This window comes from Methylobacterium sp. R2-1 (genome assembly GCF_014191355.1).
Taxonomy (GTDB): domain Bacteria; phylum Pseudomonadota; class Alphaproteobacteria; order Rhizobiales; family Beijerinckiaceae; genus Methylobacterium.
The window spans coordinates 244,759-268,071 of sequence record NZ_JACHWM010000001.1 but is presented as its reverse complement, the minus strand read 5'-3'; the positions used below and the strand labels follow the sequence as shown (position 1 = coordinate 268,071).

General features: G+C 67.0%; 25 protein-coding genes, 1 pseudogene and 1 riboswitch. Of the genes and pseudogenes, 9 read left to right on the top strand and 17 right to left on the bottom strand.

All coding sequences use genetic code 11. The annotated features are described in order from the left end of the window. Positions 1-109: 109 nt before the first annotated feature. Positions 110-532 carry a gamma-butyrobetaine hydroxylase-like domain-containing protein gene (locus FHU13_RS01465; protein ID WP_183434293.1) on the top strand — a complete coding sequence of 141 codons (423 nt, stop codon included), beginning with the start codon at positions 110-112 and terminating at the stop codon, positions 530-532. 48 nt (positions 533-580) lie between these two features. Here FHU13_RS01465 and FHU13_RS01460 read toward each other — a convergent pair whose 3' ends face one another. Beyond that, complete coding sequence (locus tag FHU13_RS01460) at positions 581-739, bottom strand: hypothetical protein (RefSeq protein WP_183434080.1); 159 nt, start codon at positions 737-739, stop codon at positions 581-583. 119 nt (positions 740-858) lie between these two features. Continuing rightward, on the bottom strand, positions 859-1,101 hold the full coding sequence (locus FHU13_RS01455) for a DUF2171 domain-containing protein (protein ID WP_183434079.1): 243 nt from the start codon (positions 1,099-1,101) through the stop codon (positions 859-861). A 40-nt stretch (positions 1,102-1,141) separates the two neighbouring features. On the opposite strand from FHU13_RS01455, the gene FHU13_RS01450 reads away from it, so the two are divergent. Continuing rightward, the gene (locus tag FHU13_RS01450; protein ID WP_183434309.1) at positions 1,142-1,402 is read left to right on the top strand and encodes a hypothetical protein; all 261 of its coding nucleotides are present in this window, start codon (positions 1,142-1,144) and stop codon (positions 1,400-1,402) included. 81 nt (positions 1,403-1,483) lie between these two features. On the opposite strand, the gene FHU13_RS01445 is transcribed toward FHU13_RS01450, so the two are convergent. Then, entirely contained in the window at positions 1,484-2,143 is a 660-nt protein-coding gene (locus tag FHU13_RS01445; RefSeq protein WP_183434078.1) for a L,D-transpeptidase, read from the bottom strand. A gap of 198 nt (positions 2,144-2,341) precedes the next feature. On the opposite strand from FHU13_RS01445, the gene FHU13_RS01440 reads away from it, so the two are divergent. Next, entirely contained in the window at positions 2,342-2,839 is a 498-nt protein-coding gene (locus FHU13_RS01440) for a GNAT family N-acetyltransferase (RefSeq protein WP_183434077.1), read from the top strand. A 12-nt stretch (positions 2,840-2,851) separates the two neighbouring features. On the opposite strand, the gene nadC is transcribed toward FHU13_RS01440, so the two are convergent. Genes nadC through nadA form a run of 3 tightly spaced genes read right to left on the bottom strand, consistent with a single transcriptional unit; the run spans position 2,852 to position 6,268 of the window. Continuing rightward, complete coding sequence (gene nadC / locus FHU13_RS01435; RefSeq protein WP_183434076.1) at positions 2,852-3,712, bottom strand: carboxylating nicotinate-nucleotide diphosphorylase; 861 nt, start codon at positions 3,710-3,712, stop codon at positions 2,852-2,854. Next, complete coding sequence (locus FHU13_RS01430; protein WP_183434075.1) at positions 3,705-5,225, bottom strand: L-aspartate oxidase; 1,521 nt, start codon at positions 5,223-5,225, stop codon at positions 3,705-3,707. Before FHU13_RS01430 ends, nadC begins: the two co-directional genes overlap by 8 nt. Further along, entirely contained in the window at positions 5,225-6,268 is a 1,044-nt protein-coding gene (nadA, locus tag FHU13_RS01425; protein WP_183434074.1) for a quinolinate synthase NadA, read from the bottom strand. The genes FHU13_RS01430 and nadA overlap by 1 nt, the downstream gene beginning before the upstream one ends. A 411-nt stretch (positions 6,269-6,679) precedes the next feature. On the opposite strand from nadA, the gene FHU13_RS01420 reads away from it, so the two are divergent. Next, positions 6,680-8,053 (top strand): methyl-accepting chemotaxis protein, encoded by a 1,374-nt coding sequence (locus tag FHU13_RS01420; protein ID WP_183434073.1) that lies wholly within the window; start codon positions 6,680-6,682, stop codon positions 8,051-8,053. Positions 8,054-8,140: 87 nt separating this feature from the next. Here the strand turns inward: FHU13_RS01420 and FHU13_RS01415 are convergent, their stop codons facing one another. The 7 genes from FHU13_RS01415 to acnA form a co-directional block, all read right to left on the bottom strand. Then, the gene (locus tag FHU13_RS01415) at positions 8,141-8,449 is read right to left on the bottom strand and encodes a hypothetical protein (protein WP_183434072.1); all 309 of its coding nucleotides are present in this window, start codon (positions 8,447-8,449) and stop codon (positions 8,141-8,143) included. Continuing rightward, entirely contained in the window at positions 8,449-8,775 is a 327-nt protein-coding gene (locus tag FHU13_RS01410; protein WP_183434071.1) for an EthD family reductase, read from the bottom strand. Before FHU13_RS01410 ends, FHU13_RS01415 begins: the two co-directional genes overlap by 1 nt. A gap of 85 nt (positions 8,776-8,860) precedes the next feature. Next, positions 8,861-10,192 (bottom strand): NAD(P)/FAD-dependent oxidoreductase, encoded by a 1,332-nt coding sequence (locus tag FHU13_RS01405; RefSeq protein ID WP_183434070.1) that lies wholly within the window; start codon positions 10,190-10,192, stop codon positions 8,861-8,863. A 156-nt stretch (positions 10,193-10,348) separates the two neighbouring features. Beyond that, a complete protein-coding gene (gene maiA, locus FHU13_RS01400; RefSeq protein ID WP_183434069.1) occupies positions 10,349-10,996 on the bottom strand; it encodes a maleylacetoacetate isomerase in 648 nt (215 codons plus the stop codon). A 40-nt stretch (positions 10,997-11,036) separates the two neighbouring features. After that, entirely contained in the window at positions 11,037-11,336 is a 300-nt protein-coding gene (locus tag FHU13_RS01395; protein ID WP_183434068.1) for an antibiotic biosynthesis monooxygenase family protein, read from the bottom strand. Between the two features lie 211 nt (positions 11,337-11,547). Beyond that, the gene (locus FHU13_RS01390) at positions 11,548-11,949 is read right to left on the bottom strand and encodes a hypothetical protein (RefSeq protein ID WP_183434067.1); all 402 of its coding nucleotides are present in this window, start codon (positions 11,947-11,949) and stop codon (positions 11,548-11,550) included. Between the two features lie 85 nt (positions 11,950-12,034). Continuing rightward, positions 12,035-14,734, bottom strand: a complete 2,700-nt coding sequence (gene acnA / locus FHU13_RS01385; RefSeq protein WP_183434066.1) for an aconitate hydratase AcnA — start codon at positions 14,732-14,734, stop codon at positions 12,035-12,037. A gap of 726 nt (positions 14,735-15,460) precedes the next feature. Here acnA and ccmA point away from each other — a divergent pair. After that, a complete protein-coding gene (gene ccmA, locus FHU13_RS01380; protein WP_183434065.1) occupies positions 15,461-16,108 on the top strand; it encodes a heme ABC exporter ATP-binding protein CcmA in 648 nt (215 codons plus the stop codon). Then, a complete protein-coding gene (gene ccmB, locus FHU13_RS01375; RefSeq protein ID WP_183434064.1) occupies positions 16,105-16,773 on the top strand; it encodes a heme exporter protein CcmB in 669 nt (222 codons plus the stop codon). Before ccmA ends, ccmB begins: the two co-directional genes overlap by 4 nt. A gap of 57 nt (positions 16,774-16,830) precedes the next feature. Here ccmB and FHU13_RS01370 read toward each other — a convergent pair whose 3' ends face one another. From FHU13_RS01370 to FHU13_RS28170, 3 genes are all read right to left on the bottom strand, one after another. Beyond that, positions 16,831-17,094, bottom strand: a complete 264-nt coding sequence (locus FHU13_RS01370; RefSeq protein ID WP_183434063.1) for a hypothetical protein — start codon at positions 17,092-17,094, stop codon at positions 16,831-16,833. A gap of 121 nt (positions 17,095-17,215) precedes the next feature. Then, entirely contained in the window at positions 17,216-17,635 is a 420-nt protein-coding gene (locus FHU13_RS01365) for a hypothetical protein (RefSeq protein ID WP_183434062.1), read from the bottom strand. Positions 17,636-17,740: 105 nt separating this feature from the next. After that, entirely contained in the window at positions 17,741-17,872 is a 132-nt protein-coding gene (locus FHU13_RS28170; protein WP_281411582.1) for a hypothetical protein, read from the bottom strand. A gap of 352 nt (positions 17,873-18,224) precedes the next feature. Then, a riboswitch (cobalamin riboswitch) is annotated at positions 18,225-18,427 on the top strand. Between the two features lie 119 nt (positions 18,428-18,546). Here FHU13_RS28170 and FHU13_RS01360 point away from each other — a divergent pair. The 3 genes from FHU13_RS01360 (at position 18,547) to FHU13_RS01350 (ending at position 23,211) form a co-directional block, all read left to right on the top strand. Beyond that, positions 18,547-20,790, top strand: coding sequence for a TonB-dependent siderophore receptor (locus tag FHU13_RS01360; protein ID WP_183434061.1), 2,244 nt, complete (start codon positions 18,547-18,549; stop codon positions 20,788-20,790). A gap of 169 nt (positions 20,791-20,959) precedes the next feature. Then, positions 20,960-21,247: a hypothetical protein gene (locus FHU13_RS01355; RefSeq protein ID WP_183434060.1), complete on the top strand. Its 288-nt coding sequence runs from the start codon at positions 20,960-20,962 to the stop codon at positions 21,245-21,247. 704 nt (positions 21,248-21,951) lie between these two features. Continuing rightward, positions 21,952-23,211: a site-specific integrase gene (locus tag FHU13_RS01350; RefSeq protein ID WP_183434059.1), complete on the top strand. Its 1,260-nt coding sequence runs from the start codon at positions 21,952-21,954 to the stop codon at positions 23,209-23,211. Here FHU13_RS01350 and FHU13_RS28495 read toward each other — a convergent pair. Then, positions 23,152-23,274, bottom strand: a pseudogene (locus FHU13_RS28495) (hypothetical protein); the annotation flags it as partial. The gene FHU13_RS01350 and the pseudogene FHU13_RS28495 overlap by 60 nt on opposite strands. Positions 23,275-23,313: the final 39 nt, after the last annotated feature.

Genomic DNA, 23,313 nt, shown 5'->3' with positions numbered 1-23,313 from the left:
GCGGTTTTGTCGGCTGACAGATCCAACATCGCCATCCATATGAGGGCGGTGGCATTTTCCGGCAAGCGCACGAGCGCAACGCCGGCATGAGAGCGTGGAACGGACCATCATGAGTGAGCGCTGGCCCACGGAAATTCGCCTGTCCGGCGACAAGCGTATTCTTACCGTCGCTTTCGACGGGGGCGGCCGCTTCGAACTGCCCGCCGAGTACTTGCGCGTGTCGAGTCCTTCCGCGGAGGTTCAAGGCCATTCTCCGGCGGAGCGCAAGGTGCTGGGCGGCAAACGCGACGTCGCGATCCTGTCGGTCGAGCCGGTCGGCAACTATGCCGTGAAGCTGTTCTTCGACGACATGCACGACACTGGCATCTACGGTTGGGATTACCTGTTCGACCTCGGCCGCGAGTACCGGAACCGCTGGTCGACCTATCTGCGTGAATTGGAGGAGCGTGGCCTCTCGCGAGACCGCGTCGCCAGCGCTCCGGCGAAGGCGAGCGGCGGTGGCTGCGGAAGCGGAAGCTGCGGCTGCCACTGAGTTTCTCAGACCGGTGCGGGTCGCCTCCGGGACGACCCGCAGGATATGTCAGCTCGGCTGTTCCTCAACCTCGTCGAGATCCTCGTCGGGAATCGCGTCCGGCCGAGGTGCCGGAGGATCTCCGGCCGGCGGCCGGGGTGCGGGCGGCGGATCGCCGACCGGCTTCGGCTCGGTCTCCGATTGGGGCCGATCACTCTGTGCCGTCACATCAATCTCCATACATGGATCGCCCGCCGCAGCACGGCGTCGCCGGGGGCCTATCGGGATCGGGATGAAGTCTCCGCCGAACCATTCGGGAGACGGCGGGAATCAACGTCTCGCGCAGGTCACGCGGCGCCCGACGTGCTCCATTCCTTCTTCACCTCGTCCGCGCTCCGGTTGAGCCGGACTTGATCGCCCTCGACGGCGATGACGAAGTCGAGGGGGATATAGTGATGAAGCCCGCCCGCTTCGGAATCGTTCTTCGTCAGCTTGATCTCGCCCTTCGCGACGTGATCGACCGTACCGACATGGCCGCCGTCCGAACCGACGACGGTGGCGTGCTCACGGATCTGGCTTGCATCGACCATCGCTGTCCTCCCTGTTGAGCGGGGCCAACCGGCTCGGCGGATGCAGGTTCCGCTCGATCGGGGCGTCCTGAGTCGGACGCGGGGCTGCGACGGCCTGGAATTGAACCATCCGCTTGCGTCGCCGTTGGCGTGCGAGATCAACCGCATTAACAGGAAGCAGCGCATGGCGGCCACTGACAGTCAGCACCGCATCGGTCAGGATGTGAACACCGTCGATCAACTCAGCAGCGTCGTCATTCTCGGTCTTGCCATCGCCGGCGGCGCCGCTGCCGTCGTGCTCAGCCTGCTCCTGATCGGCTGACGCAGGGCTGCTTCGAGCCGAGCAAAAGAAAAAAGGCCGGCATTGCTGCCGGCCTTTTCTCGTTGCGCAGTAGATGGGCGATCAGCGCTGGACGACGACCCGGGCGCCGACTTTCACGCGGCTGTAGAGGTCCGTCACATCCTCGTTGGTCATGCGGATGCAACCCGAGGAGACGGCGGTGCCGATCGTCTCCGGCTCGTTGGAGCCGTGGATGCGGTAGATCGTGTTGCCGAGATACATGGCGCGGGCGCCGAGCGGGTTCTCGATGCCACCCTTCATGTAGCGCGGCAGATCGGGGCGCCGGCGCAGCATCTCGGACGGCGGGCGCCAATCGGGCCATTCGCGCTTCATCGTCACGGTCTGGGAGCCGCCCCAGGTGAAGCCGGGCCGGCCGACGCCGACGCCGTAGCGCAGGGCCTCGCCGCCGGGCTGGATGAAGTAGAGGCGGCGCTCCGCAGTCGAGACGACGATGGTGCCGGGCGCGTACGGTCCGGTATAGGGGACGGTTTCGCGCGGGATCGCCGTCATCTGCGGCACGGTCGAAGCGAGCGGGTCGGCGGCCGAGCCCGGAGAGCCCGGGATATCGGCCGGCAGGGCCGCGTTCTGCGGGCGCACGCGCACCGTTAGGACTTCGGTCAGCGGCTGACGGGTGAGCGGGTCGATCTCATAGGCAGCAGCGGGGCTTGCAAGCGCGACCGCCGCGCAGGCAAGCCCGCCCAGGGCAACGACGAAACGGCGCATCAGGGCCTCTCGGGGCAGGCGAAGAATAGGGGACGCGGTGAATGAACCGCCGCACGATGCCGTGCGGACCCTCGCCAAGGCGTAAACGCTCGCCGTCTAAAGCCAAGCTTGAACTGCAGTGCGGTAACGCTTCCGCCGCCCTCGTGACCGCGTGGCCACACTGTGGCAGCTTGGCCTTACGAGCAAGGATTATCGTCGATGGACGGAACCGAGCGAGAGGTGCCGCTCGCGGGCCGGGTGGCCGTCCGCCCCTATAGCCCGGCCGACTTGGATGCTGTGATCGGAATCTACCATTCCGCCATCCGCGAGACCGCCGCGGCCGATTACATGCCGGCGCAGATCGAAGCGTGGTCGCAGGTCGATCGAGTCACCTGGGCGGCCGGACGACAAGCGGGATGTTGCTGGGTCGCGTGGATCGATGGGGAGGCCGCCGGGTTCGCGGATCTCGAACCCTGCGGCCATCTCGATATGCTCTACGTGCGTCCGGCGCATGGACGCCAGGGCGTCGCGCGGGCGCTGATCCAGGCCGTCGAGGCGACCGCCACGGCCCACGGTGTCAGCACCCTACAAACCGAAGCGAGCCTGACCGCCCGGCCGTTCTTCGAAGCGGCCGGCTTTCGCGTTGTCGTTGAGGAAACGGTGAAGCGGAACGGGCAGTCATTCCGCCGCTACCGGATGCGGAAGGATGGCTTCTAGCCCTGACGGCCGCTACGCCGCGTCGAGTCCCAGATCGATGATCGCCGAGCTGTGGGTAATCCAGCCGACGGAGATCAGGTCGACGCCTGACGCGGCGACCGCCCCGACCGTCTCCCGGTTGATCCGGCCCGAGGCTTCGGTGACGGCGCGTCCATCGACCATGGCCACGGCCCGCCGCAGGGTGTCCGGACTCATATTGTCGAGGAGTACCGCGTCGGCGCCGACCGAGAGCGCCTCCTCAAGTTGGGCCAGGGTATCGACTTCGACCTCGATCTTGACGAGGTGACCGGTCCTCGCCCGTGCCCGCTCGATGGCCGGAATGATGCCGCCCGCGACCGCGACGTGATTGTCCTTGATCAGCACCGCGTCGTCGAGGCCGAAGCGGTGATTCGAGCCGCCACCGGCCCGCACCGCGTGTTTCTCCAGCGCTCGCAGACCCGGCGTCGTCTTGCGGGTGCAGACGATCCGCGCCTTCCCGTGCGGGCGCGCCGCCTCGACCAGGGAAGCCGTCGCCGTGGCGACGCCGCTCAGGCGGCAGAGCAGGTTGAGGGCGACCCGCTCGGCGGTCAGCACGGCGCGGGCCGGGCCGGAGAGGCGGATCACCGTATCGCCCGGCGCGACGCGGGTTCCATCGGGCCGCTCGACCGAAACGGAGAGGCTCGGGTCGATCAGCTCGAAGGCGATGGCAGCGGCGTCGGTCCCGGCGATCACGCCGTCCTGACGCGAGGCGATGACCGCTTCCATGCGCTCACCCGCCGGGACGATGGCATCCGTGGTGATGTCGCCGGCCCGGCCGAGATCTTCGAGAAGGGCCGCCCGCACCACCGGCTCCACGAGGAGGCGCGGCAGCGGCAGCAGGACATCGTCAGGCATCGGTGAGTTCCTGAAGCGCGGAAGCCGCGGCGGGCGTGACCACGGAATGCCGGGCCGGAAGCTGGCCCGGATAGTCGCTGCGCCAGTGAGCGCCGCGGCTCTCGCGCCGGTCCAGCGCGGCCCGGGCGATCATCAGGCCGGTGGCGGCCGCATCGCTGCCACGCTCCGACAGATCGGTGAGGTGAGCGACGGCCTGCAACAGGCCCGCCTCATCGCGCACCACGCCGACATCCCGTTCCATGATGCCACGAATGTCGGAAAGCACCGCCGCGTCTTCCGGCCGGATCTCGGGCAGAGGCACCGGGCGATCCATGCTCGCAAGGGTCGGCGCGTCACCGATCGACTCGGCGATGCGGGGCGCGAAGGCCAAGGCTTCGAGGAGCGAATTGCTGGCAAGGCGGTTCGCGCCGTGCAATCCGGTCGATGAAACCTCGCCGCAAGCCCAGAGGCCCGGGACGGTGCTGCGACCGACCTCGTCCACGAGGATGCCGCCCATGTGATAGTGCGCCGCCGGGCGAACCGGGATCGCCTGCACCGCCGGATCGATCCCGGCCTCGGCGCAGAGCGCGGCGACCGTGGGGAAGCGCTGAGACATGCGCGCGCCGAGTCGGCCGCGGGTATCGAGAGAGACGGTGCGGCCGCGCCCGAGCGCCTGGAAGATGCCGCGGGCCACTACGTCGCGCGGGGCGAGGTCGCCGCCCTCGATTCCGGCCATCACGGGAGCGCCGAACTCGTCGATCAGCCTTGCGCCCTCGCCCCGAAGCGCCTCGGTCGCGAGCGGCATCGGATCGCGGCCGGCGGCGATGGCGGTCGGGTGGAACTGCACGAATTCGAGGTCGCGCAGCGCAGCGCCGGCCCGCGCGGCGGCGAGCAGGCCGCGCCCGAGGGCACCGCGCGGATTGGTGGTGGAGGCGTAGAGCGCGCCGACGCCGCCGGTCGCCAACACCACAGCGCGGGCCGGCAGGCGGAACGCGACACCGTCGCGCTCACACACGACGCCGCACACGCGACCATCGGCATCCTGCATCAGGCCGTGGAGCCCGGCGACGAGGATCTCGATCGAAGGCGTCGCCTGAGACGCGCGCACCAGGGCGTCGAGCACGGCGCGGCCGGTCGAGTCGCCCCGTGCCCGCACGATGCGGCGGCGACTGTGGGCCGCCTCCAATCCGAGCGCCAGCGCTCCGTCCGCCTCCCGGTCGAAACCGGTACCAAGAGTGACGAGCCAGTCGATCACGCCCGGCCCTGCCTCCGCGACGCGGAGCGCCACGTCCGGTTCGGTGAGTCCGGCGCCCGCGGCGAGCGTGTCGTCCGCGTGCAGCGACGGCGCATCGTCGGCGGCCATCGCGGCGGCGATGCCGCCCTGCGCCCAACCCGTGGCGGTGCCGGCCCCGAGGGGCGCGGCGGTGATGAGGGTGACCGGCCGCGGCGCGAGCCGCAGCGCGGTGGCAAGCCCCGCCACCCCGGCGCCGACCACGATCACCCGGTCGGCGGGACTCCGAGCAAAGATGCTCATCAGGCGGCCTGTCTCGGTGAGACGGTCTGGGTCGGCTTGACCGCGAGCATCCGCTCGACGGCACGACGAGCCCGCTCGGCCAGCCCTTCCTCGACGGTGATCTCGTGCGTCATCGTCTCCAGCGACTGGCGGATATTGCGTAAGGAGATCCGCTTCATGTGCGGGCAGAGATTGCAGGGCTTGATGAACTCGATGTCGGGATTGGCCACCGCGATGTTGTCGGCCATCGAGCACTCGGTCACGAGCACGACCTGGGAGGGCCGCTTCTCGGTTACGTAGTTCATCATCATCGCCGTCGATCCCGAAAAGTCCGAGGCCTCGACCACCTCTGGCGGGCATTCCGGGTGGGCGATGACGGTGATGCCGGGATAGCTTTCGCGCACGTCGGCGATGTCGGCCGGGGTGAAGCGTTCGTGCACCTCGCAGTGGCCGGCCCAGGTCAGCATCTCGACCTCGGGAACCTGTTGCTGGACGTTGCGGGCCAGGAACTCGTCCGGAATCATCAGAACCCGTGGCACCCCGAGCGCGCGCACGACATCGGCGGCGTTGCCCGAGGTGCAGCACACGTCCGATTCGGCCTTCACGGCGGCGGAGGTATTGACGTAGGTCACAACCGGCACGCCCGGATATCTCGCGCGCAAGGCCCGCACGTCGGCGGCGGTGATCGAATCGGCGAGCGAGCAGCCGGCGGCCATATCCGGCATCAGCACGGTCTTGCCGGGGTTCAGGAGCTTTGCGGTCTCGGCCATGAAGTGGACGCCGGCCAGCACGATCACGTCCGCGTCGACGCGCGCTGCCTCGCGGGCCAGCGCGAGGCTGTCGCCGACGATGTCCGCCACCGTGTGGAAGATTTCGGGCGCCTGATAGTTATGGGCCAGAACCACCGCGTTCCGCTCGCGTTTCAGGCGCAGGATCGCCTCGATGTCGGGCGCGAGGGCCGGCCACTCGATGGCAGGCACGTGACGGCTCACGCGATCGTAGAGGTCGGGCAGTGGGAAGGCCCGTCCGGCCGGGTCGCGAAGGGCGGATCCTGCCTCGGACATCGCGGTCTCCTTTATGCTCAAAATGAGCATTGTGCCGTCTAACTTAGGCGGCGTGCCGCGCCTTGTCCAGATATGCTGAGACTGAGCATAACGTTTTTGCGACGCAAATCTCTTGCTGCAACCGCACAACGGCGTCTCATGATGCCGATGCGCACAGGAGCCAAAGCGCGAAATGTAGCCGTCGATCCGACGCTATCACTTGGCTGTATGCACCGACGCTCAAAGAACACCTCAACGAGCGTCTCAATCCGCTGTTAACTCGCCTCAGATCATTATCTGCGACACCGCCACGAAGAGTTTCTTGTCCAACCGCAAGTTGACGGAAGGCAAAGCGACTGCCGTCAAGCGAGACTGTCCTGGGCAGGCCTCTTGACCATAAGCGGGAAAAAAGAATTGGGGGCCCTAAACGCCATGCTGTCTCTCAAGCTCGGCCGCGCTGCCGGACCGTCCATGCCTGCTGTGTCCGATGCGTCGAGCGCCGGACCATCCGACGAGGTGCGCCTGATCGACGCGCTCAAGCGCTTGACGGATCGCGCCGGCCTCGACGCCGCCGCGGTGCCGGGAAGCGCCGTGGGTGCTGCCCTCAGCAAGCTCGAGCAGGCGCAGCGCAAGGATCTGCGCACGGAGCGGGCGAACATCGCCGCTATCGCAAAGGAAGCCTCCGAAGGGGCGATCAATATCGGCTGGACGACCTACGACGTCGGCGAGGTCGCGCAGGCGACGCAGACCATCGCGAGCGCCATCGAAGAGATGGGCGCCTCCATCGCCGAGGTCGCGGAAACCTCCGAGGCGGCTGGCTCAAGTGCCGCCGAGGCGCGTGACGCCATGGCCGCCTGCATGTCCGACGTGAGCAATGCCCGCTCGGCCATGAATGCGATTCGTGACCGCACGCACCAGATCGACGAGCGCCTTCAGCTTCTCCAAAATGCCATCGCCGAGATCGGTACTATGGCGGGCACCATCGCCACGATCTCCAGCCAAACCAATCTTCTCGCACTCAACGCCACTATCGAAGCCGCTCGTGCCGGCGAGGCAGGTCGCGGCTTTTCGGTCGTCGCGGCCGAGGTGAAATCGCTTTCCGGGCAGACGGCCCGTTCGACCGAGCAGATCCGCACCTGGCTTCATACGCTTCAGGGCGAGATGAGCCAGATTGCCCGCGCCGTCGAGGAGAGCCGATCGGCCGTCTCGACCGGCAGCTCCGTGGTCGACAGCCTCGGCAGCCGCGTCGAAGGAGCGGCCGAGCGGATCGCACGGACGAGCGAGATGAATGCGGCGCTGGCCGCGGCCATCACCCAGCAGAGCAGTGCGACGGCAGAGATTTCGAGCAGCGTTCAGAACATCGCCGCAAAGGCGGCCAAGACCCGCACCGAGATCGACAGCATCACGAAGCGCCTCGTGAAGGCCGAAACCCTGGCGCAGACGTCACTGGCCGATGCGAGTGGGCTCGACCTCTACGAGCTGGTGCGTCTGCCCGCCGATCTCGGCCTGTGGAAGCGGGGCCTCGCGACCATTCTGCTCGGCGCCGCGCCGGCCGATCCGGCCGCCGCGGTGCTTCGCAACCGCGCAGCCCGGCAGGCTGTGCAGGCTCTCACCGCCGATCCGACACGCCGGCACGCGGCGGAAACGTTCCTGAAGGCCGAGGCCACCGCCCATGACGAGGCCGAGCGCATGGTCAAGGCGATCACCCAGAACAACTGGGATGTCGGAACGCCGGCCTATCAGGCCGCGAACACGGCGATGAAGGACATGGCCAAGGCCGCCGCCGAGATCATCGAGGCGGCTTGAGCCAGAGGCCCTTGTTCAAACCAAACCGATGAGGCCGCACCGATGAGGCCGCCCCTGCCGATTGGGCAGGCGCGGCCCCGGCCGCGATCAGGCGGCCTCGTCGTCATCAAGCGTCGGGTCGCCAGTCCACGTCGTGGCGAAGGCGGCCAGGTGACGTGCGTCGGAGAAGGCGAGCACCGTGACGGTGCGTTCCGTCGGGGCACCGCCGGGATAAGGTGCGAGCATCACGGTCTCCTGCGACAGACGCGCCCCGGGCGCGTTCGCATCGAGCCACGCCTTCGCCTCCGGCGTCAGCGTCGCCGGATCGGCGAGCGCCCGCGAATCGGAGCGCAGCACGATGATCGTCGTGCCGAGCGCCGGATTGGCTTCCTGGATCTGCTTGATGATGTCGATCATCAGCCTTTCACTTCCGACGCCGCAAAGTCGCTGAGCTGAACTGCCGGCTGAGTGTCGGTGAAGTTCGGGATATCGCCGAAGATCTCCGGACCGTCCGCGGCTGCTGCCGACTTGAACGCGTCGGCGGATTCGAAGCGCAGCAGCGCCACGACCTGATAGGGCGGCGTACCACCATCCGGCGTGCCGATCCCCTTCACGACCGTGTAGTCATGCAAGCCCTTGGAGGTCCAGCGCTCGCTGACCAGCGGCATGTGCTTCTTAAGATAGTAGTCCATGTCGAACCGGGTGCCGGCGCCGCTCGGATACATCACGCTGACGAGGATCATGGCGTCTCCTTCCGCCGGCCTCATCTCCGGGCCGGCGGAAGGGGAACATGACGCACCTGCGCCCCGGTTCAAGCCGGGTCTTCCGTCAGTGTAGCTTTACCCGCGGCTCGGTGCGCCGGGTGAGCGCCCGGGCCAGGGCATCGAGGCTCGTCTTCCACCAGCCGTTCACGGCCGTCTCGTGCATCTTGTAGAGCGAGCGGTACATCAGCCGGGCGAAAAGACCGGCGATGAACATGTTCTTCCCCTGGATGAAGCCCATCAGGTTACCGACGGCCGTGTACTCGCCGAGCGAGACGAGTGAGCCGAAGTCGCGGTACTTGAACGGCTTGAGCGGCCGGCCCGCGAGGCGGTTGGCCATCTGCCCGTAGAGGTGTGAAGCCTGCTGGTGAGCGGCCTGGGCTCGCGGCGGGATCGGCGTCTGCGAGCCCTCCTCCACGAGGTAGGCGCAGTCGCCGATGGCGAAGATGTCCGGATCGCGGGAGGTCTGCAGCGTCGGTGTGACGACGAGCTGGTTGTTGCGGGTGCTCTCCAGACCACCGAGATCCTTCAGGAAAGCCGGCCCCTTCACGCCCGCGGCCCAGACGACGAGTTCAGATGGGATGAAGCCGCCGTCCGCGAGCTGGACGCCGTCGGCACGCACCTCGGTGACCCGGGCCTGCACCCGCACCTCGACGCCGATCTTGGCGAGCTGTCCCATCACCTCGACCGCCAACCGCTGTGGCACCGCCGGCAGAATGCGGTCGGCCGCCTCCACGAGGGTGATCTTGAGATCCTTGGCCGGATCGATCCGGTCGAGGCCGGTCCGGGCGACTTCACGGGTGGTCCGGTGCAGCTCCGCCGCCAGCTCCGTCCCGGTCGCGCCCGCGCCGATCACCGTCACATGGAGCTGGCCGGGGCGCACCGGCCCCTCCTGGGTGTGGGCCCGCAGCATGCCGTTGACGAGGCGCTGGTGGAAGCGCAGCGCCTGCTCCTTGGTGTCGAGGGCGATGGCGTGCTCGGCCACGCCCGGCGTTCCGAAATCGTTAGTGGTCGAGCCAACAGCCATGATCAGCGTGTCATAGGCAATGGCACGCACGGGCGTGACCTCACGCCCCTCGCTGTCGCGACTGGCAGCGAGATGAATCACCCGCTTCTCACGGTCGAGGCCGGTCATTTCGCCGATACGGTAGCGAAAGTGGTTGGCGTGAGCGTGGTGCAGGTAGTCGACCGCGTGGTGGCCGACATCGAGGGAGCCGGCAGCGACCTCGTGCAGCAGAGGCTTCCAGATGTGGGTGCGCGCTCGATCCACCAGGGTGACGTGGGCCTTGCCGCGCTTGCCGTACTTGTTGCCGAGCTTGGTTACCAGTTCCAGTCCGGCCGCCCCTCCCCCTACCACGACAATCTTGTGCAGATCCGTGACCGATTCGCTCAGAACCATCCTCGCCCCACTCGCCTCGCAGCCCGCCTCGTACGGCGGCGCTTCAGTTTGGAATGATCTTACATCAGCAACCGTGCAAGCGCCCACACGTTCGCATCGTGCCTGGGACGCAAATCCAGCATCACTAACCCAGCTATGTCGTAAAAATTTTTTGCCTTACGACGCGGGGGCACCGGGCTGACGGAGCGGATGGGCTCGGGCGACGGCGTCGAGAGAGAGGAGTTCGTCGGCGATGCGCTTGACCGTCGGGTAGGCAGCGGTATCGATCCCGAAGATCCCGGTCCCGACCCACAGGCTGATCAGGCACAGATCGGCGTGGCTCACCGCATCACCTTGGCAGAAGCGGCCGGTCCCCACCTCGTTCGAGAGCCGCGTCTCCAACGTCTTCAGACCGGTGGTGAAGGCGTTGCGGAGGAACTCCAGCATCCGCTCACGCGGCAGACCGTAATTCTCCATCAGGAAGGTGCGCACCCGCGGCACGTAGAGCGGATGGGTGTCGCAGGCGACGACCTGGGCCAGCGAGCGGGCCCGCGCCCGCGCCCGCGCGTCGGTGGGCAGCAGTGGCACCTGCGGATGGGTCTCGTCGAGATAATCGAGGATCGCCAGCGACTGGGTCAGCGGCGGCCCGTCGCCGTCGAAGAGGGCAGGCACCGCCCCCTGCGGATTGATCGCGAGGAAGTCGGCCTTGAACTGATCGCCGGCGTCGAGATCGAGGAAGACTTCCTCATAGGCCAGGCCCTTGAGGTTGAGGGCGATGCGCACGCGGAAGGCCGCCGCCGAGCGCCAGTTGCCGTACATCTTCACGAGGCCGTCTCTCCCTCTTTGTCCGGGCTCCGGCTGGGGCTCAGAACGCCTGCAGCGTCAGTTCGGTGTGCTCCACGTGAGGCGGAGCCTCGAAATACGGAGACACCATCGCCCGGTAGTCCTTCCAGGCCTGGGAGCCGGTGAAGTCCTTGGTGTGCGCCTCCAGCGTATCCCACTCGATCAGCAGGCGGTAGCGCTGCGGCTTCTCGATGGAGCGGCGCACCACGAAGCTACGGCACCCGGCGGCGGCACGGAAGATCTCGGCAGCCCGGGCGATGCCGGCTTCGAACTCCGCCTCCGTGCCGGGCTTCACGTCGACCTGCGCGATTTCCAGGATCATAGAGCATCACTTTCCAGCCGGCCCGCCGCGTCGCTCGGGCGGAGCGTTCGAAGGAGAGGGAATAGCGGATGCGCCGATGAAGCGTCGAGCGACGGCGGTCGCTTTATGGCCTGTTAACCCCGATTGCTTTGGAAGGCTCTTCGCTCCTCATCATGAGGCGCCGTGCAAGCTCGGCCTCGAAGCACGCCGGGGCGGTCGATCCGTCAGCGTCTCAGAGGCACACGCCATGATAGTGCGCCTCGATATGGGCGATCCTGCCGTCACCATCGGCGTCCCATTCGACGCTCCAGGCAAGCTGGCAGGGAAAGCTCTGCTGCACGAAATTGGATCGGCGGCGGCCCTCGTGATCGCGCCGTTCGAAGCCCTGCGCTTCCAGCACGCGGGCGAGGACGGCTTCCGGCGAGCCGACCGGAAAGGTGCCCAGAACGCGGTCCGAGAAGACGCGGTCCGCCTCCCGAAATTCCGAAGGCAACCCTGCGGCGAGTGGCGGACGCCAAGCAGGCGACGGCTTCAAGGCCCACCATGCCGTGAGCCAGAAGACGCCGACAAGCGTCAGCGCGACCAGCAACGCGGCTGCGACGCCAACGAGGATGCGTTTCGTCCGCCGTCCCATCCTCGCTCCAAGCCCAGCCGGCCGATCAACAAAAAAGCCCCTCCCTACGGGAGAGGCTTTCAGATCGTGCAAGCCGAGGCAGGGTTTACGCCGCCAGCGACCGCAGCACGTAGGGCAGGATGCCGCCGTTGCGGAAGTATTCCAACTCGTCGAGCGTATCGATCCGGCAGGTCAGCGGGACCTCCTTTTTCGAGCCGTCCGCAGAAGTGATTTCGGCTATCAGCGTCTGGCGCGGCTTCAACTCGCCGGCCAAGCCCTTGATCGTCACGGTCTCGTCGCCCTTCAGCCCGAGGGACTGCCAGGACGTGTCACCCTGGAAGACGAGCGGGACCACGCCCATGCCGACGAGGTTCGAGCGGTGGATACGCTCGAAGCTCTCTGCGATCACGGCGCGCACTCCGAGTAGTTTTGTGCCCTTGGCCGCCCAGTCTCGGGACGAGCCGGTGCCGTACTCCTTGCCGGCGAAGACGACCAGCGGCGTACCCTCCTCCGCGTATTTCTGCGCAGCGTCGTAGATGTACATCCGTTCGCCGTCGGGCTGGTGCAAGGTCCAGCCGCCCTCGACGACATTGCCGCTCTCGTCCCTCACCATTTGGTTCTTGATGCGGATGTTGGCGAAGGTGCCCCGCATCATCACCTCGTGGTTGCCGCGGCGCGTGCCGTACTGGTTGAAGTCCTGCACCCGCACCTGATGCTCCTGCAGGTACGCACCGGCGGGCGAGGCCGCGCGGATGTTGCCGGCCGGCGAGATGTGGTCGGTCGTGATTGAATCGAGGAACAGGCCGAGGATGCGCGCCCCCTCGATATCGGTGATCGGGTCGGGCGTCTTGGTCATGCCCTCGAAATAGGGCGGATTCTGCACATAGGTGGAGCCGGCATCCCAGGCGAAGGTCTCGGCCTCGGTGACTTCGACCCCCTTCCAGTTCTCGTCGCCGCCGAACACGTCGGCGTAGCGGCTCTTGAACAGCTCCGAGGTGATGTTCTCCTCGATGAAGCGGTTCACCTCCTCCGACGACGGCCAGATGTCCTTCAGGTAGACCGGCTTGCCGTCCGAGCCCTGTCCGAGCGGCTCCCTGGTGATGTCGATCTGGAGCGATCCGGCCAGCGCGTAGGCCACGACCAGCGGCGGCGAGGCGAGGTAGTTCGCCCGCACATCCGGATTTACGCGGCCCTCGAAGTTGCGGTTGCCCGAGAGGACGGCCGCCGCGACGACATCGTTGTCGTTGATCGCCTTTGAGATCGGAGCCGGAAGTGGACCGGAATTGCCGATGCAGGTGGTGCAGCCGAAGCCGACGAGGTTGAAGCCGAGTGCGTCGAGGCTCGTCTGCAGACCGGACTTCTCGAGATACTCGCCGACGACCTGAGATCCGGGGGCAAGCGAGGTCTTCACCCACGGCTTCGAAGAGAGTCCCTTTGCGACCGCGTTGCGGGCCAGCAGCCCGGCGCCGATCATCACGCTCGGATTCGAGGTGTTGGTGCAGGACGTGATCGCGGCGATCACCACGTCGCCGTGGCCGATGTCGAAGTTCGTGCCTTCGACCGGGTAGCGGCTGGCGATGTCGGCCGCCTTCTTGAACTCCTTCTCCATGGCGTCGGCAAAGCCGGGCTTGGCGGCGTCGAGAAGCACGCGGTCCTGCGGACGCTTCGGGCCGGCGAGCGACGGGCGCACGGTGCCCATGTCGAGTTCGAGCGTGTCGGTGAAGACCGGATCGGGGGTCTTCGCATCGCGCCACATGCCCTGCGCCTTGGCGTAGGCCTCAACGAGGGCGATGCGCTCGTCCTGCCGGCCGGTGACCTTCAGGAAGTCGATAGTCTTCTGGTCGATCGGGAAGAAGCCGCAGGTCGCGCCGTATTCCGGCGCCATGTTGGAGATGGTCGCGCGGTCGGCCACCGGCATGTCGTCGAGGCCGGGGCCGTAGAACTCCACGAACTTGCCGACCACACCCTTCTTGCGCAGCATCTGCGTGACGGTGAGCACGAGGTCGGTCGCGGTGGTGCCCTCGGGCAGCTTGCCCGATAGCCTGAAGCCGATGACTTCCGGAATCAGCATCGACAGCGGCTGACCGAGCATGGCCGCCTCGGCCTCGATGCCGCCGACGCCCCAACCGAGCACGGCAAGGCCATTGACCATGGTGGTGTGCGAATCGGTGCCGACGAGGCTGTCCGGATAAGCGATCTCGGTGCCGTCCTCGGTCCGGGTCCAGACCGTCTGCGACAGGTATTCCAAGTTCACCTGATGGCAGATGCCGGTGCCCGGGGGCACGACGGAGAAGTTACGGAACGCCGACTGACCCCATTTCAGGAAGGTGTAGCGTTCGCCGTTGCGGGCGTATTCGAGGGCGACGTTATCGCCGAGCGCTTTCGGGGTCCCGAACTCGTCCACGATCACCGAGTGGTCGATGACGAGATCGACCGGCACCAGCGGGTTGATCTTCTGGGGGTCGCCGCCGAGCGAGGCCATGGCGTCACGCATCGCCGCGAGGTCGACCACGGCGGGAACACCGGTGAAGTCCTGCATCAGTACGCGGGAGGGGCGGAAGGCGATCTCGGTCTCGGCCGTGCCCTTGTTGCCGAGCCACGCGACGGCGGCCTCGATGTCGCCCTTACGGACCGAGCGATCGTCCTCGAAGCGCAGAAGATTCTCGAGGATCACCTTCATCGAGAACGGTAGCGCGGCCGCGTTGGCCAAGCCGTTCTTCTGTGCCTCGAGAATCGAGTAATAGGTGTAGGTCTTGCCCCCTGCCTCAAGCGTCTGGCGGGCCTTGAAACTGTCGAGCGATGCCACGGCGAGTCGCGTCCTGAGCTGGCGTTAGCGAACACGGAGCAGGCATAACCTGCGCCACGAGAGGTGTTCGGCCGGATGCGCTCCAAGGAGCGCGCGCCGCCCCGGGGGTGCCCGGGTAGCGAGTGCCCTCGGGAAACTCCCGGCGCCGGGAGGCCCGCGAATGACACTCAGGATGGTGCGCGAGGGGCGGTTTGGACGCCCTTGAATGATCGCGCGGCGCAGCCTGGGCCGGTCTATAGAACGTTTCGAAATTGGCCGCTACTGGCCCAATGACACAGGCGCGCGACTGACATCCCCCCTCTGAACGCGGTGCAAAACTCCTAGGGTCAGCCCTTCCGGTCCGAGTTGTAGTAGCGACGCAGCGCCGCCCGGAACGCGTCGTGTTGCTCCGGCGTCAGACGTGCGAGACGGGTTCCAGTTCCACGTATCCGGCCATCGCTGCGGGATCGCGGGCCGCTTCTTCCTCGGTCACGCACGGAGGAGCCCTTGGAGGCGGCTCAGGAGCCATGATGGCCCATCGTGCGAAAACGCCTGTGGGCGTTGCAGAATCAATGCGCCGGAGACTCAGGCGGTTCACGCGGCGCAGGACGATCGGCTATAGGCCGCCAACGACCGGCTCGCAGGCGAGATCCGGAATCGAGCCGCCTCCGCGCCGAGGGAGGCCAATCAGCTTCCTTCGGGACGTAGACGGAAAGTGCGGACATTCCCCTCATCCAAGGCCGATCCGTGCGGTTGATCGTCGAGAATCTCGCCTGCCGCCGCTCGGGACGCCGGATCTTCTCTGGCCTCTCCTTCGCCGTCGGCCCCGGCGAAGGACTGATGGTCACCGGGCGCAACGGTGCGGGCAAGTCGAGCCTGCTGACGATGCTTGCGGGGCGCCTCAAGCCCGATGCCGGCGCGATCCGCGCCGAAGGCATCGGCGAGGCGACCCTGCCGGAATGCCTTCACGTAGTCGGACACCGGGATGGACTGAAATCGGCGCTGACGGCTGCGGAGAATCTCGAATTCGCCCGCGACCTTCTCGGCAATCCCGCCGCCTCTCCGGCGCAGGCTCTCGAAGCGATGGGCCTGCCGCACGTGGCGCGGCTGCCGGTCGGCTACCTGTCGGCGGGGCAGCGGCGCCGGGTGGCCCTGGCGCGGCTCCTCGTCTGCCGCCGTCCACTCTGGCTCCTCGACGAGCCGACCGCCGCTCTCGATCTCGCCTCGCAAGGGGTGCTCGCCGACCTGATGAGACACCACCGGACCGAGGGCGGGCTCGTGATTGCTGCAACGCACCAAGCCCTCGGCTTGGAGGATGCTCGCGAGCTGCGCATCGAGCCCGTCTTGTCCCCTTCCGTGCCCGAGGAAGCGTTCGAGGGGGAGAATTGGCTATGATCCGCGCGTTCTCCGCCCTGCTTGCGCGCGATCTGAAGCTTGCCGCCCGGGTCGGCGGCTCGGGGGCCCTGTCGCTCGTCTTCTTCCTGATGATCGTGGTGCTGGTGCCCTTCGCCCTCGGGCCGGACCTGAACCTGCTCTCGCGGATCGGCCCGGCGATCCTGTGGCTCTCGGCCGTGCTCGCCACGCTGATCGGCCTGGACCGGTTGTTTCAATCGGACGAGGAAGACGGCTCTCTCGATCTGATGACCGGCGCGGCCGTGCCGTTGGAACTGGTGGTGCTGGCGAAGGTGCTCGCCTCGTGGCTCACGACCGGCCTGCCCCTGGCGCTCGCCTCGCCGCTGTTCGGATTACTGGTGGCACTCTCACCGACGGCCATGGCCGCAACGGCGCTGACGCTCGCGCTGGGCACACCGGCCCTGGCCTTCATCGGTGCCGTCGGCGCAGCCTTGACGGCGACCATCCGCCGAGGCGGACTGATCCTGGCGATCGTCGTGCTGCCGCTGATGATCCCGACCCTGATCTTCGGCGTCTCGGCCGCGGAGGCCGCGCTCGGCGGCACGGTGCCGTTCGCGACCCCGCTCACCGTGCTGGCCGCTCTGAGCCTGATCGCGGCGGTGGTCGGCACGCTGGCCGCGGCGGCTGCCCTGCGCTGGTCGGAGTGATCCGAGCGCCGCTCGCGGAAAAGGGCGTCGTCAGCAGCCTATCGCGAGCGGCCGAACCTACTTGTCGCAGCCGATGCAGATCCCGGTATCGATCTTGTCGTTCTTCCGCTCCATGGCGGTTTCGCGGTCGGGATTGACCGAATCGCGCCGAGCCCCTCCGCCCGCAGCGGGCGGCATGGTCCGGCCGACGGGGGACGTGTTGGGCGCGTAGATGGTCGAGCCTGGATCGCCCCCGGTGCCGGTCTGAGCCGGTCTCTGGGCGACGGCGGGAACAGCGAGGGCGGCCGTGAGGGCCACCGCGGAAATGAGACGTGCGATCATCGGTAAACTCCCTTGGAGTTCCAACGCCGTAGGCCTTCGACGGTTCACGTCGCCGCTCCCTCCCAGGCCGACTCGCAAAGCACACTTTCGCGCCTTCCACGCAGGGCAGCGGACCGATCCATCAGTCAGGCCAGCGGATCGCCGCCTCGCGCAGACCGATCAGGCGCGCCTCGTCCAGTCCGAAGGATCGGGAGGCATCGAATACCTCGCCGGAAACGCTCACCTCGCAGCTGCCGTTGAGGGCTCCTCCGGCGCAGTGGGCGAGGGCGCGTCTATGGCCCGATGCCTCCGCTGCACCGACGCGGATCAGGAGCTTGCCTGCCATGCGAACATCGCCTGCGGCATCCCTCGGCAACAGGCCGACGCAAGTGATCTCCTCCTCAGTCGCGTAGACGAGGTGGCAGTGATCAAGCGTTACGCGCTCGCCGATATGGTGCCGCGCTGTCCCGACGAAGGAGACGACGTCCGCCTGCGCCTCCACAGCCCTCGATGCGGATGGGATCAGCAATCCGGTCAGCAAAACTGCGCATCCGATCCGCATGACAGCCCTCCTTCGATCGATCCTGCCAGTCGGCTTTGCAATTTGCAGGCCGGAGAGGATCAGGGGAGACACGCGAACTGTGAGAACGAACCGTTTGTATCGGCCTCAGCGCGCTTGGCCGCTCTGCGGCGTATGGGTGTTCTGGTTGTCGGTCGGGCCGGTGCGCGTGAAGGCAAATACGATGAGCGCTGCCATCACCAACAGCACGACAGGGAAGGCATACATCCAGCGAGGCATCTCAGGCATCCAAAAGCGACGTCGGGAGGACCGGAACTCGTGGGCGGGCGTTTGGCTCCGCTGGATCGAGCAACGCCGACATATGCGATGGGCGCATAGCCGTTCCGACGCGCCGCCAATTGCATGGTGCAGTGCAACGTGAGAAATAGTGGGCATGCCGGATCGCGATGGCGTCGCGGTCCTGCAGCCCTTCTTGGGCGTTTCCTCCCTAGACTTCGGGCCGTCCTTCGGGACGGCCTTTTTTATTTCGGCCGCATCCAAATTTGTGGGTGGCGTGGTTTGTGACGGTGGATCCCAGTCACGTGGTCACAGCGATCGATGCCGGACGCATTGACCTCAACGCTCCCGAAGCCGTAGCTTGGCCTTTGACGGTTCCCGCAAGGGATCAAAAGGGAATGCGGTGAAGGGTTCTTCCGAGCCCGATTCCGCGGCTGTCCCCGCAACTGTGAGCGGAGAGACCTCCATCACCACGTCACTGGGCATGCCTCGCCTGGGAAGACGATGGAGGACGACGACCCGCAAGCCAGGAGACCTGCCGTCATTCGTGGTCACACGCGAGCCATGCCGGGCGGGGTGTCCCAGCAGGTGTCGAGACGCTGAAGGCCTATGGCCGACGCGGACCGGCCTCGATCGCGGTGACGTGCCACCGTCTGTGCCGAGGCCTCGTCTCCGTCATGTCGTCGTCCCACCGTCGCGCCCGCGGCCGGTCTCTCTTGTCCGTTGCGGCCGCCCTCCCCCTCACGATGTCCAGCCCGGTTCGGGCTCAGGAACCGCTCACACATCTCGATGAAATCGCCGTGCAGGGGGGTGCCGGAATCGGTCTGCCCCCCAACGCGCCCGCCGATGCTGTCGGCGCAGAAGCCGCTGCCGCCTTGCGGATTCCAGGCCTGACACAGTCCTCGCCGGTCGGGCTCAACCTGCGTACGCCGTCGCGCTCAGCGAGCCGTCTCGGGCTCACGCCGCTCGAAACGCCTGCAAGCCTCGACATCATCTCAGGCGAGACCATTCGTCTGCGCGGGCAGAACAGCGTCCTCGAGGCGGTCTCTCAGAACGGCACCGGCATCACCGCCTTCGGCTCGCCGGGCTCGGGACTCGGCTTCTTCACCGCCCGCGGCTTTGCCGGGCAAAATTCGATCCAGACCCTGTTCGACGGCACACGGCTCTATGTCGGTGCCAACACCGTTACCTTCCCGTTCGATACATGGAACGTGGAACGGATCGAGGTGCTGCGCGGGCCGGCCTCCGTCCTCTACGGCGACGGCGCCATCGGCGGCATTGTCAACGTCGTGTCGAAGAAGCCGATGTTCACGCCGCTCAACGTCGCCCGCTTCGGCCTCGGGGAGGACGGCATCGTCCGCGCCGCGGTCGATTCGACCGGGCCGATCGGCGAATCGCTGGCCTATCGCCTCAATGTCAGCGGCAACCGCGCCGACGGCTGGATCACGCCGGAGGGTGACTTCCGCAACCTTGCCGTCTCGGGCGCGCTGACGCTCCAAGCAAATCCGGATCTCGCCTTCACGCTCAGCCACGATCTCGGCTACCAGGAGCCGACCCGCTATTGGGGGACGCCGCTGGTGAACGGGCGCGTCCCCGATTCCATTCGCTTCAACAACTACAACGTCCGCGATTCGAAGATCGCCTGGACCGACAATTGGACCCAGTTTCGGACCGAGTGGACCCCGTCGGCCGACGTGACGGTGCGGAACACCGCCTACCGTCTCCAGAGCCGCCGGCACTGGCGCGACGTCGAACAGTACCGCTTCAATCCCGCAACCGGATTGGTCGACCGCTCCGACTATCTCGAAATCTATCACAGCCAAGAACAGATCGGGAATCGGCTCGACGCAACCTTCCGCCATTCGCTGTTCGGCTTCTCCAACACGTTCTCTGCCGGCTTCGACGTAAACCACGTCAGCTTCCGCCACACCAACAACTTCACCTTTTCCGAGACGCCCACGAGCGTACCCCTGTACGACTACGATCCCGGCTTCTTCCCGCCTGGCGGCCGGGCGAGCCCGGCCTATGCAACGCGCACGAACCAAGCCTCGGTCTTCGCCGAGGATCGGTTGTTCCTGATCGACCGCCTGTCATTCCTCACGGGCGTGCGTTTCGACGCACCGCGGCTCCATCGGGAGGATCTGCGCAGCGGCGCCACCTTCGAGCGCTCGTTCCGCGCCCTTGGGTACCGCTTCGCCCTGCTCTTCGAGCCGACGCCGGACACGTCGCTCTACGCGCAATACGCCACCGCGACCGATCCGGTGAACAGCCTGATTACCCTCTCGCAATCGCTGGCCGGGTTCGAACTCTCGACCGGCCGTCAGGTCGAGGTCGGCGCCAAGGGTCTAGCCTTCGGCGGCGCCGTCGAGTGGACGCTGGCCGGCTACCGCATCGTCAAGGACAACCTGATCTCGGCGGTGCCGGGTCAGCCTACGGTCTCGACTCAGGTCGGCCAGCAATCCTCTCTCGGCGCGGAGGCCGCGCTCTCTTGGCTGCCTGCCCCCGGCTGGCGGATCGATGCCAACCTGGCGCTGCTTCACGCCCAGTACGACGATTTCACCCAGAACGTCGGCGGGGTCGCCGTCTCCTATGCCGGCAATCAGCCGATCAACGTGCCGGAGCAGGTGGCCAATCTCTGGGTCAATTGGGCCTTCGCCCGCGACTGGGAGGGGCGCATTGGCCTCCAGCACGTCGGCGAGGTTTTTTCCGATTTCGGCAACACAGTCCGGCGCCCGGGCTACACGCTGGTCAATCTCGGCCTCGACCATCAGGTCACGGCCGGCTCCCGCCTGTCGCTGCGGGTGTTCAACCTGTTCGACAAGATCTACGCCGCCGATGGCAGCGCCGTGAACGGCGTCGGCACCGCTTGGCTGCTCGGCCGCCCACGCTCGCTGGAGGTCGCCTATACCGTCGCATGGTAGGCGCACCCATCGTCCAAGCGGCCGCGCGGCAAGATCGGCGGCGCGAGCCGTCACCACGCCGCAGGGTCGCCAGGAAACCGCGCAGCCGCCGAAGGAATTGGTTGCGGAGAGCGGCCCCTCGAACGCCTTGCAGGCGTTTCCGAGGGGTCCTTCGTTCAGGAGTGTCTTCATGCGCCGCATCTCCCTCACCCTCGCCGCCCTGAGCTGTCTCGGTTCGGGCGCGGCCATGGCCCAGGTCCAGCCTCCGGGTTTACCGGGTGGCCCGTTCCCGCCGGGCACGATCATCCAGCGCCAGACCAACACGACCGGCAACACCGTCGACTACATCATCGCCCCTGGCGCCACGGGTGCCGATACCATCACCACCAACTCCGCGGCGGGCGGCAATGCTGGTCAGCCGGAGCGCGCCATCCCGCAGGGCAGCGCGGGCGGCGGAAACGGCGGCAGCTCCCGCTAGGATCGGCGCTGCCAAGCGGAGGTCGGCTCACCGCCCGGAATATCCGGCCGCGGCGCGGCGGCCTTCGCCGAAGCCGGCGATCGCCTGCGCCCATTGCGAATAAGTCTATGCGGAGCCTTAAGTTTTACCACAGGCGCACCGTCGGAGGACGCTTCGCCTTGGGCCCGCTGGATCAGGCCGGCTGAAGATGGGTGACAGGGCATCTTTATGGCCCCGCGCGGGAGCGGGTGAGAAGACCGACTTCACCCACCGCCTCGGCAAGTCGATGAGCACGCTCTCGTGGTCTCGACAGCGGCCACTTCATGCGCTGCCTGGAAGAGGCCGCCCATATCGGCGACACGAAGGAACACACGCTGAGCGATAGAGTGCGGATCTGCATCCCGCGGTACGGCAGACTATCCGGAGCCGCGGAGTGATGCTGCGTTCGCTCACGGAGCGAGATGCCGTCACGCTTGCACGGAACAAGAGCTTGGAGCTCAGCGGCGAAGGACGGTGTATGGGAGTGGTGCCGCAAGAGGGATTCGAACCCCCGACCCCCTCATTACGAAACAGGGGTTATACAGCACATCAGTTGACAGGACTGCTTACCGGACCGCAGAAGCGCAGGGCTGTGAGGGGCTTGCGCACATGTACCCTCTTATCATGCGGGCGGGACTCTCGTGGGTCACCGTCCGTTCGCTTACCATGTGCTTACCGGGACGGCGATGCGCCTCACGAACCAGACCGCCGCCGCCCTTCAGATCCCGGCCGGGCGCGACAGGATCGTCGTGTTCGATGATGACCTGCCCGGCTTCGGGGTGAGCGTGAGCAAGGGCGGCTCGCGGATGTGGGTCGTCCAGTACCGGAACGCGCTCGGCCAATCGAAGCGGGAATCGTTGGGTAAGGTCGGGCTCTTGTCGGCGACCGACGCCCGACGCGCGGCCGGAGAGCGGCTGGCACGGGCCAAGCTCGGCGAGGATCCGCACGCCGAGAAGGTCAAGGCGAAGGCGCGGGCCGCGGTCACCTTCGGCGCCGTCGTCGAGCCCTACCTCGATGCGGTCGCGCCGCATCTCCGCCCGGCCTACCTCTCGGAGGCGCGACGATACCTGCGCACCGTCTGGAAGCCGCTGCACAAGCTCCCGCTGCACACGGTTGGGCGGCAAGAGATCACCGAGCATCTCGCCAGGATCCGCCGCGAGACCGGACCGCATGCGGCCAACGGTGCCCGCGCGGCCCTGTCGGCGCATTTCGCGTGGCTCGTCGGGACAGGGGCGACCGAGGTCAACCCGGTCATAGGCGTGCCGAAGCCGGCACCTGAGGTTCGGCGCGCGCGGGTGCTCACCGAGGATGAGATTGCGCGGGTGCTGAAGGCCTGCCGGGACGACGATTTCGGCCGGATCGTCCGGCTGCTGCTGCTGACCGGCCAGCGCCGCGACGAAGTCGCCGACATGGCCTGGTCGGAATTGGATCTTGCCGGCGCGGTGTGGTCGCTGCCGGACCCTCGGGTAAAGAATGGGCAGGGCCATGACGTGCCGCTGTCGAAGCCGGCCCTGCAGGTGCTTTCGTCTATCGAGCGGATCGAAGGGCGGACGCTCGTGTTCGGCCAGGGCGAGGGCGGATTCCAGGGGTTCTCGCGGGCGAAGGCGTCGCTCGACAAACGGTCCGGCGTGACGGGCTGGCGGCTCCACGACTTGCGCCGCACGGCTGCCACCGTCATGGCCGACCGCCTCAAGGTGTTGCCGCACGTCGTCGAGGCGGTGCTGAACCACATCTCCGGCCACAAGGCGGGTGTGGCCGGCATCTATAACCGGGCGCTCTACGCGACCGAGAAGCGAGAAGCGTTAGACCTGCTTGCCGCCTATCTCACGGGACTTAAGCCACGCGTCGAGGTCGCCGCGACGGACCCCGAGCCTGCGCTCGCTGAGACGGAGGAGGGTCGGCCCCTTCCCGTCGTTGCACATCCGGCGAAGCGTCGCCGCGCTTAGTCCTACCTCGCGGGCTGCGTCTTGGAACGGGACCACGAACCGCGACGGATCGGTCTGCGGCATTGCATTGCTCCTGCTGGATGAAGAGGGTTCGCGCACGCG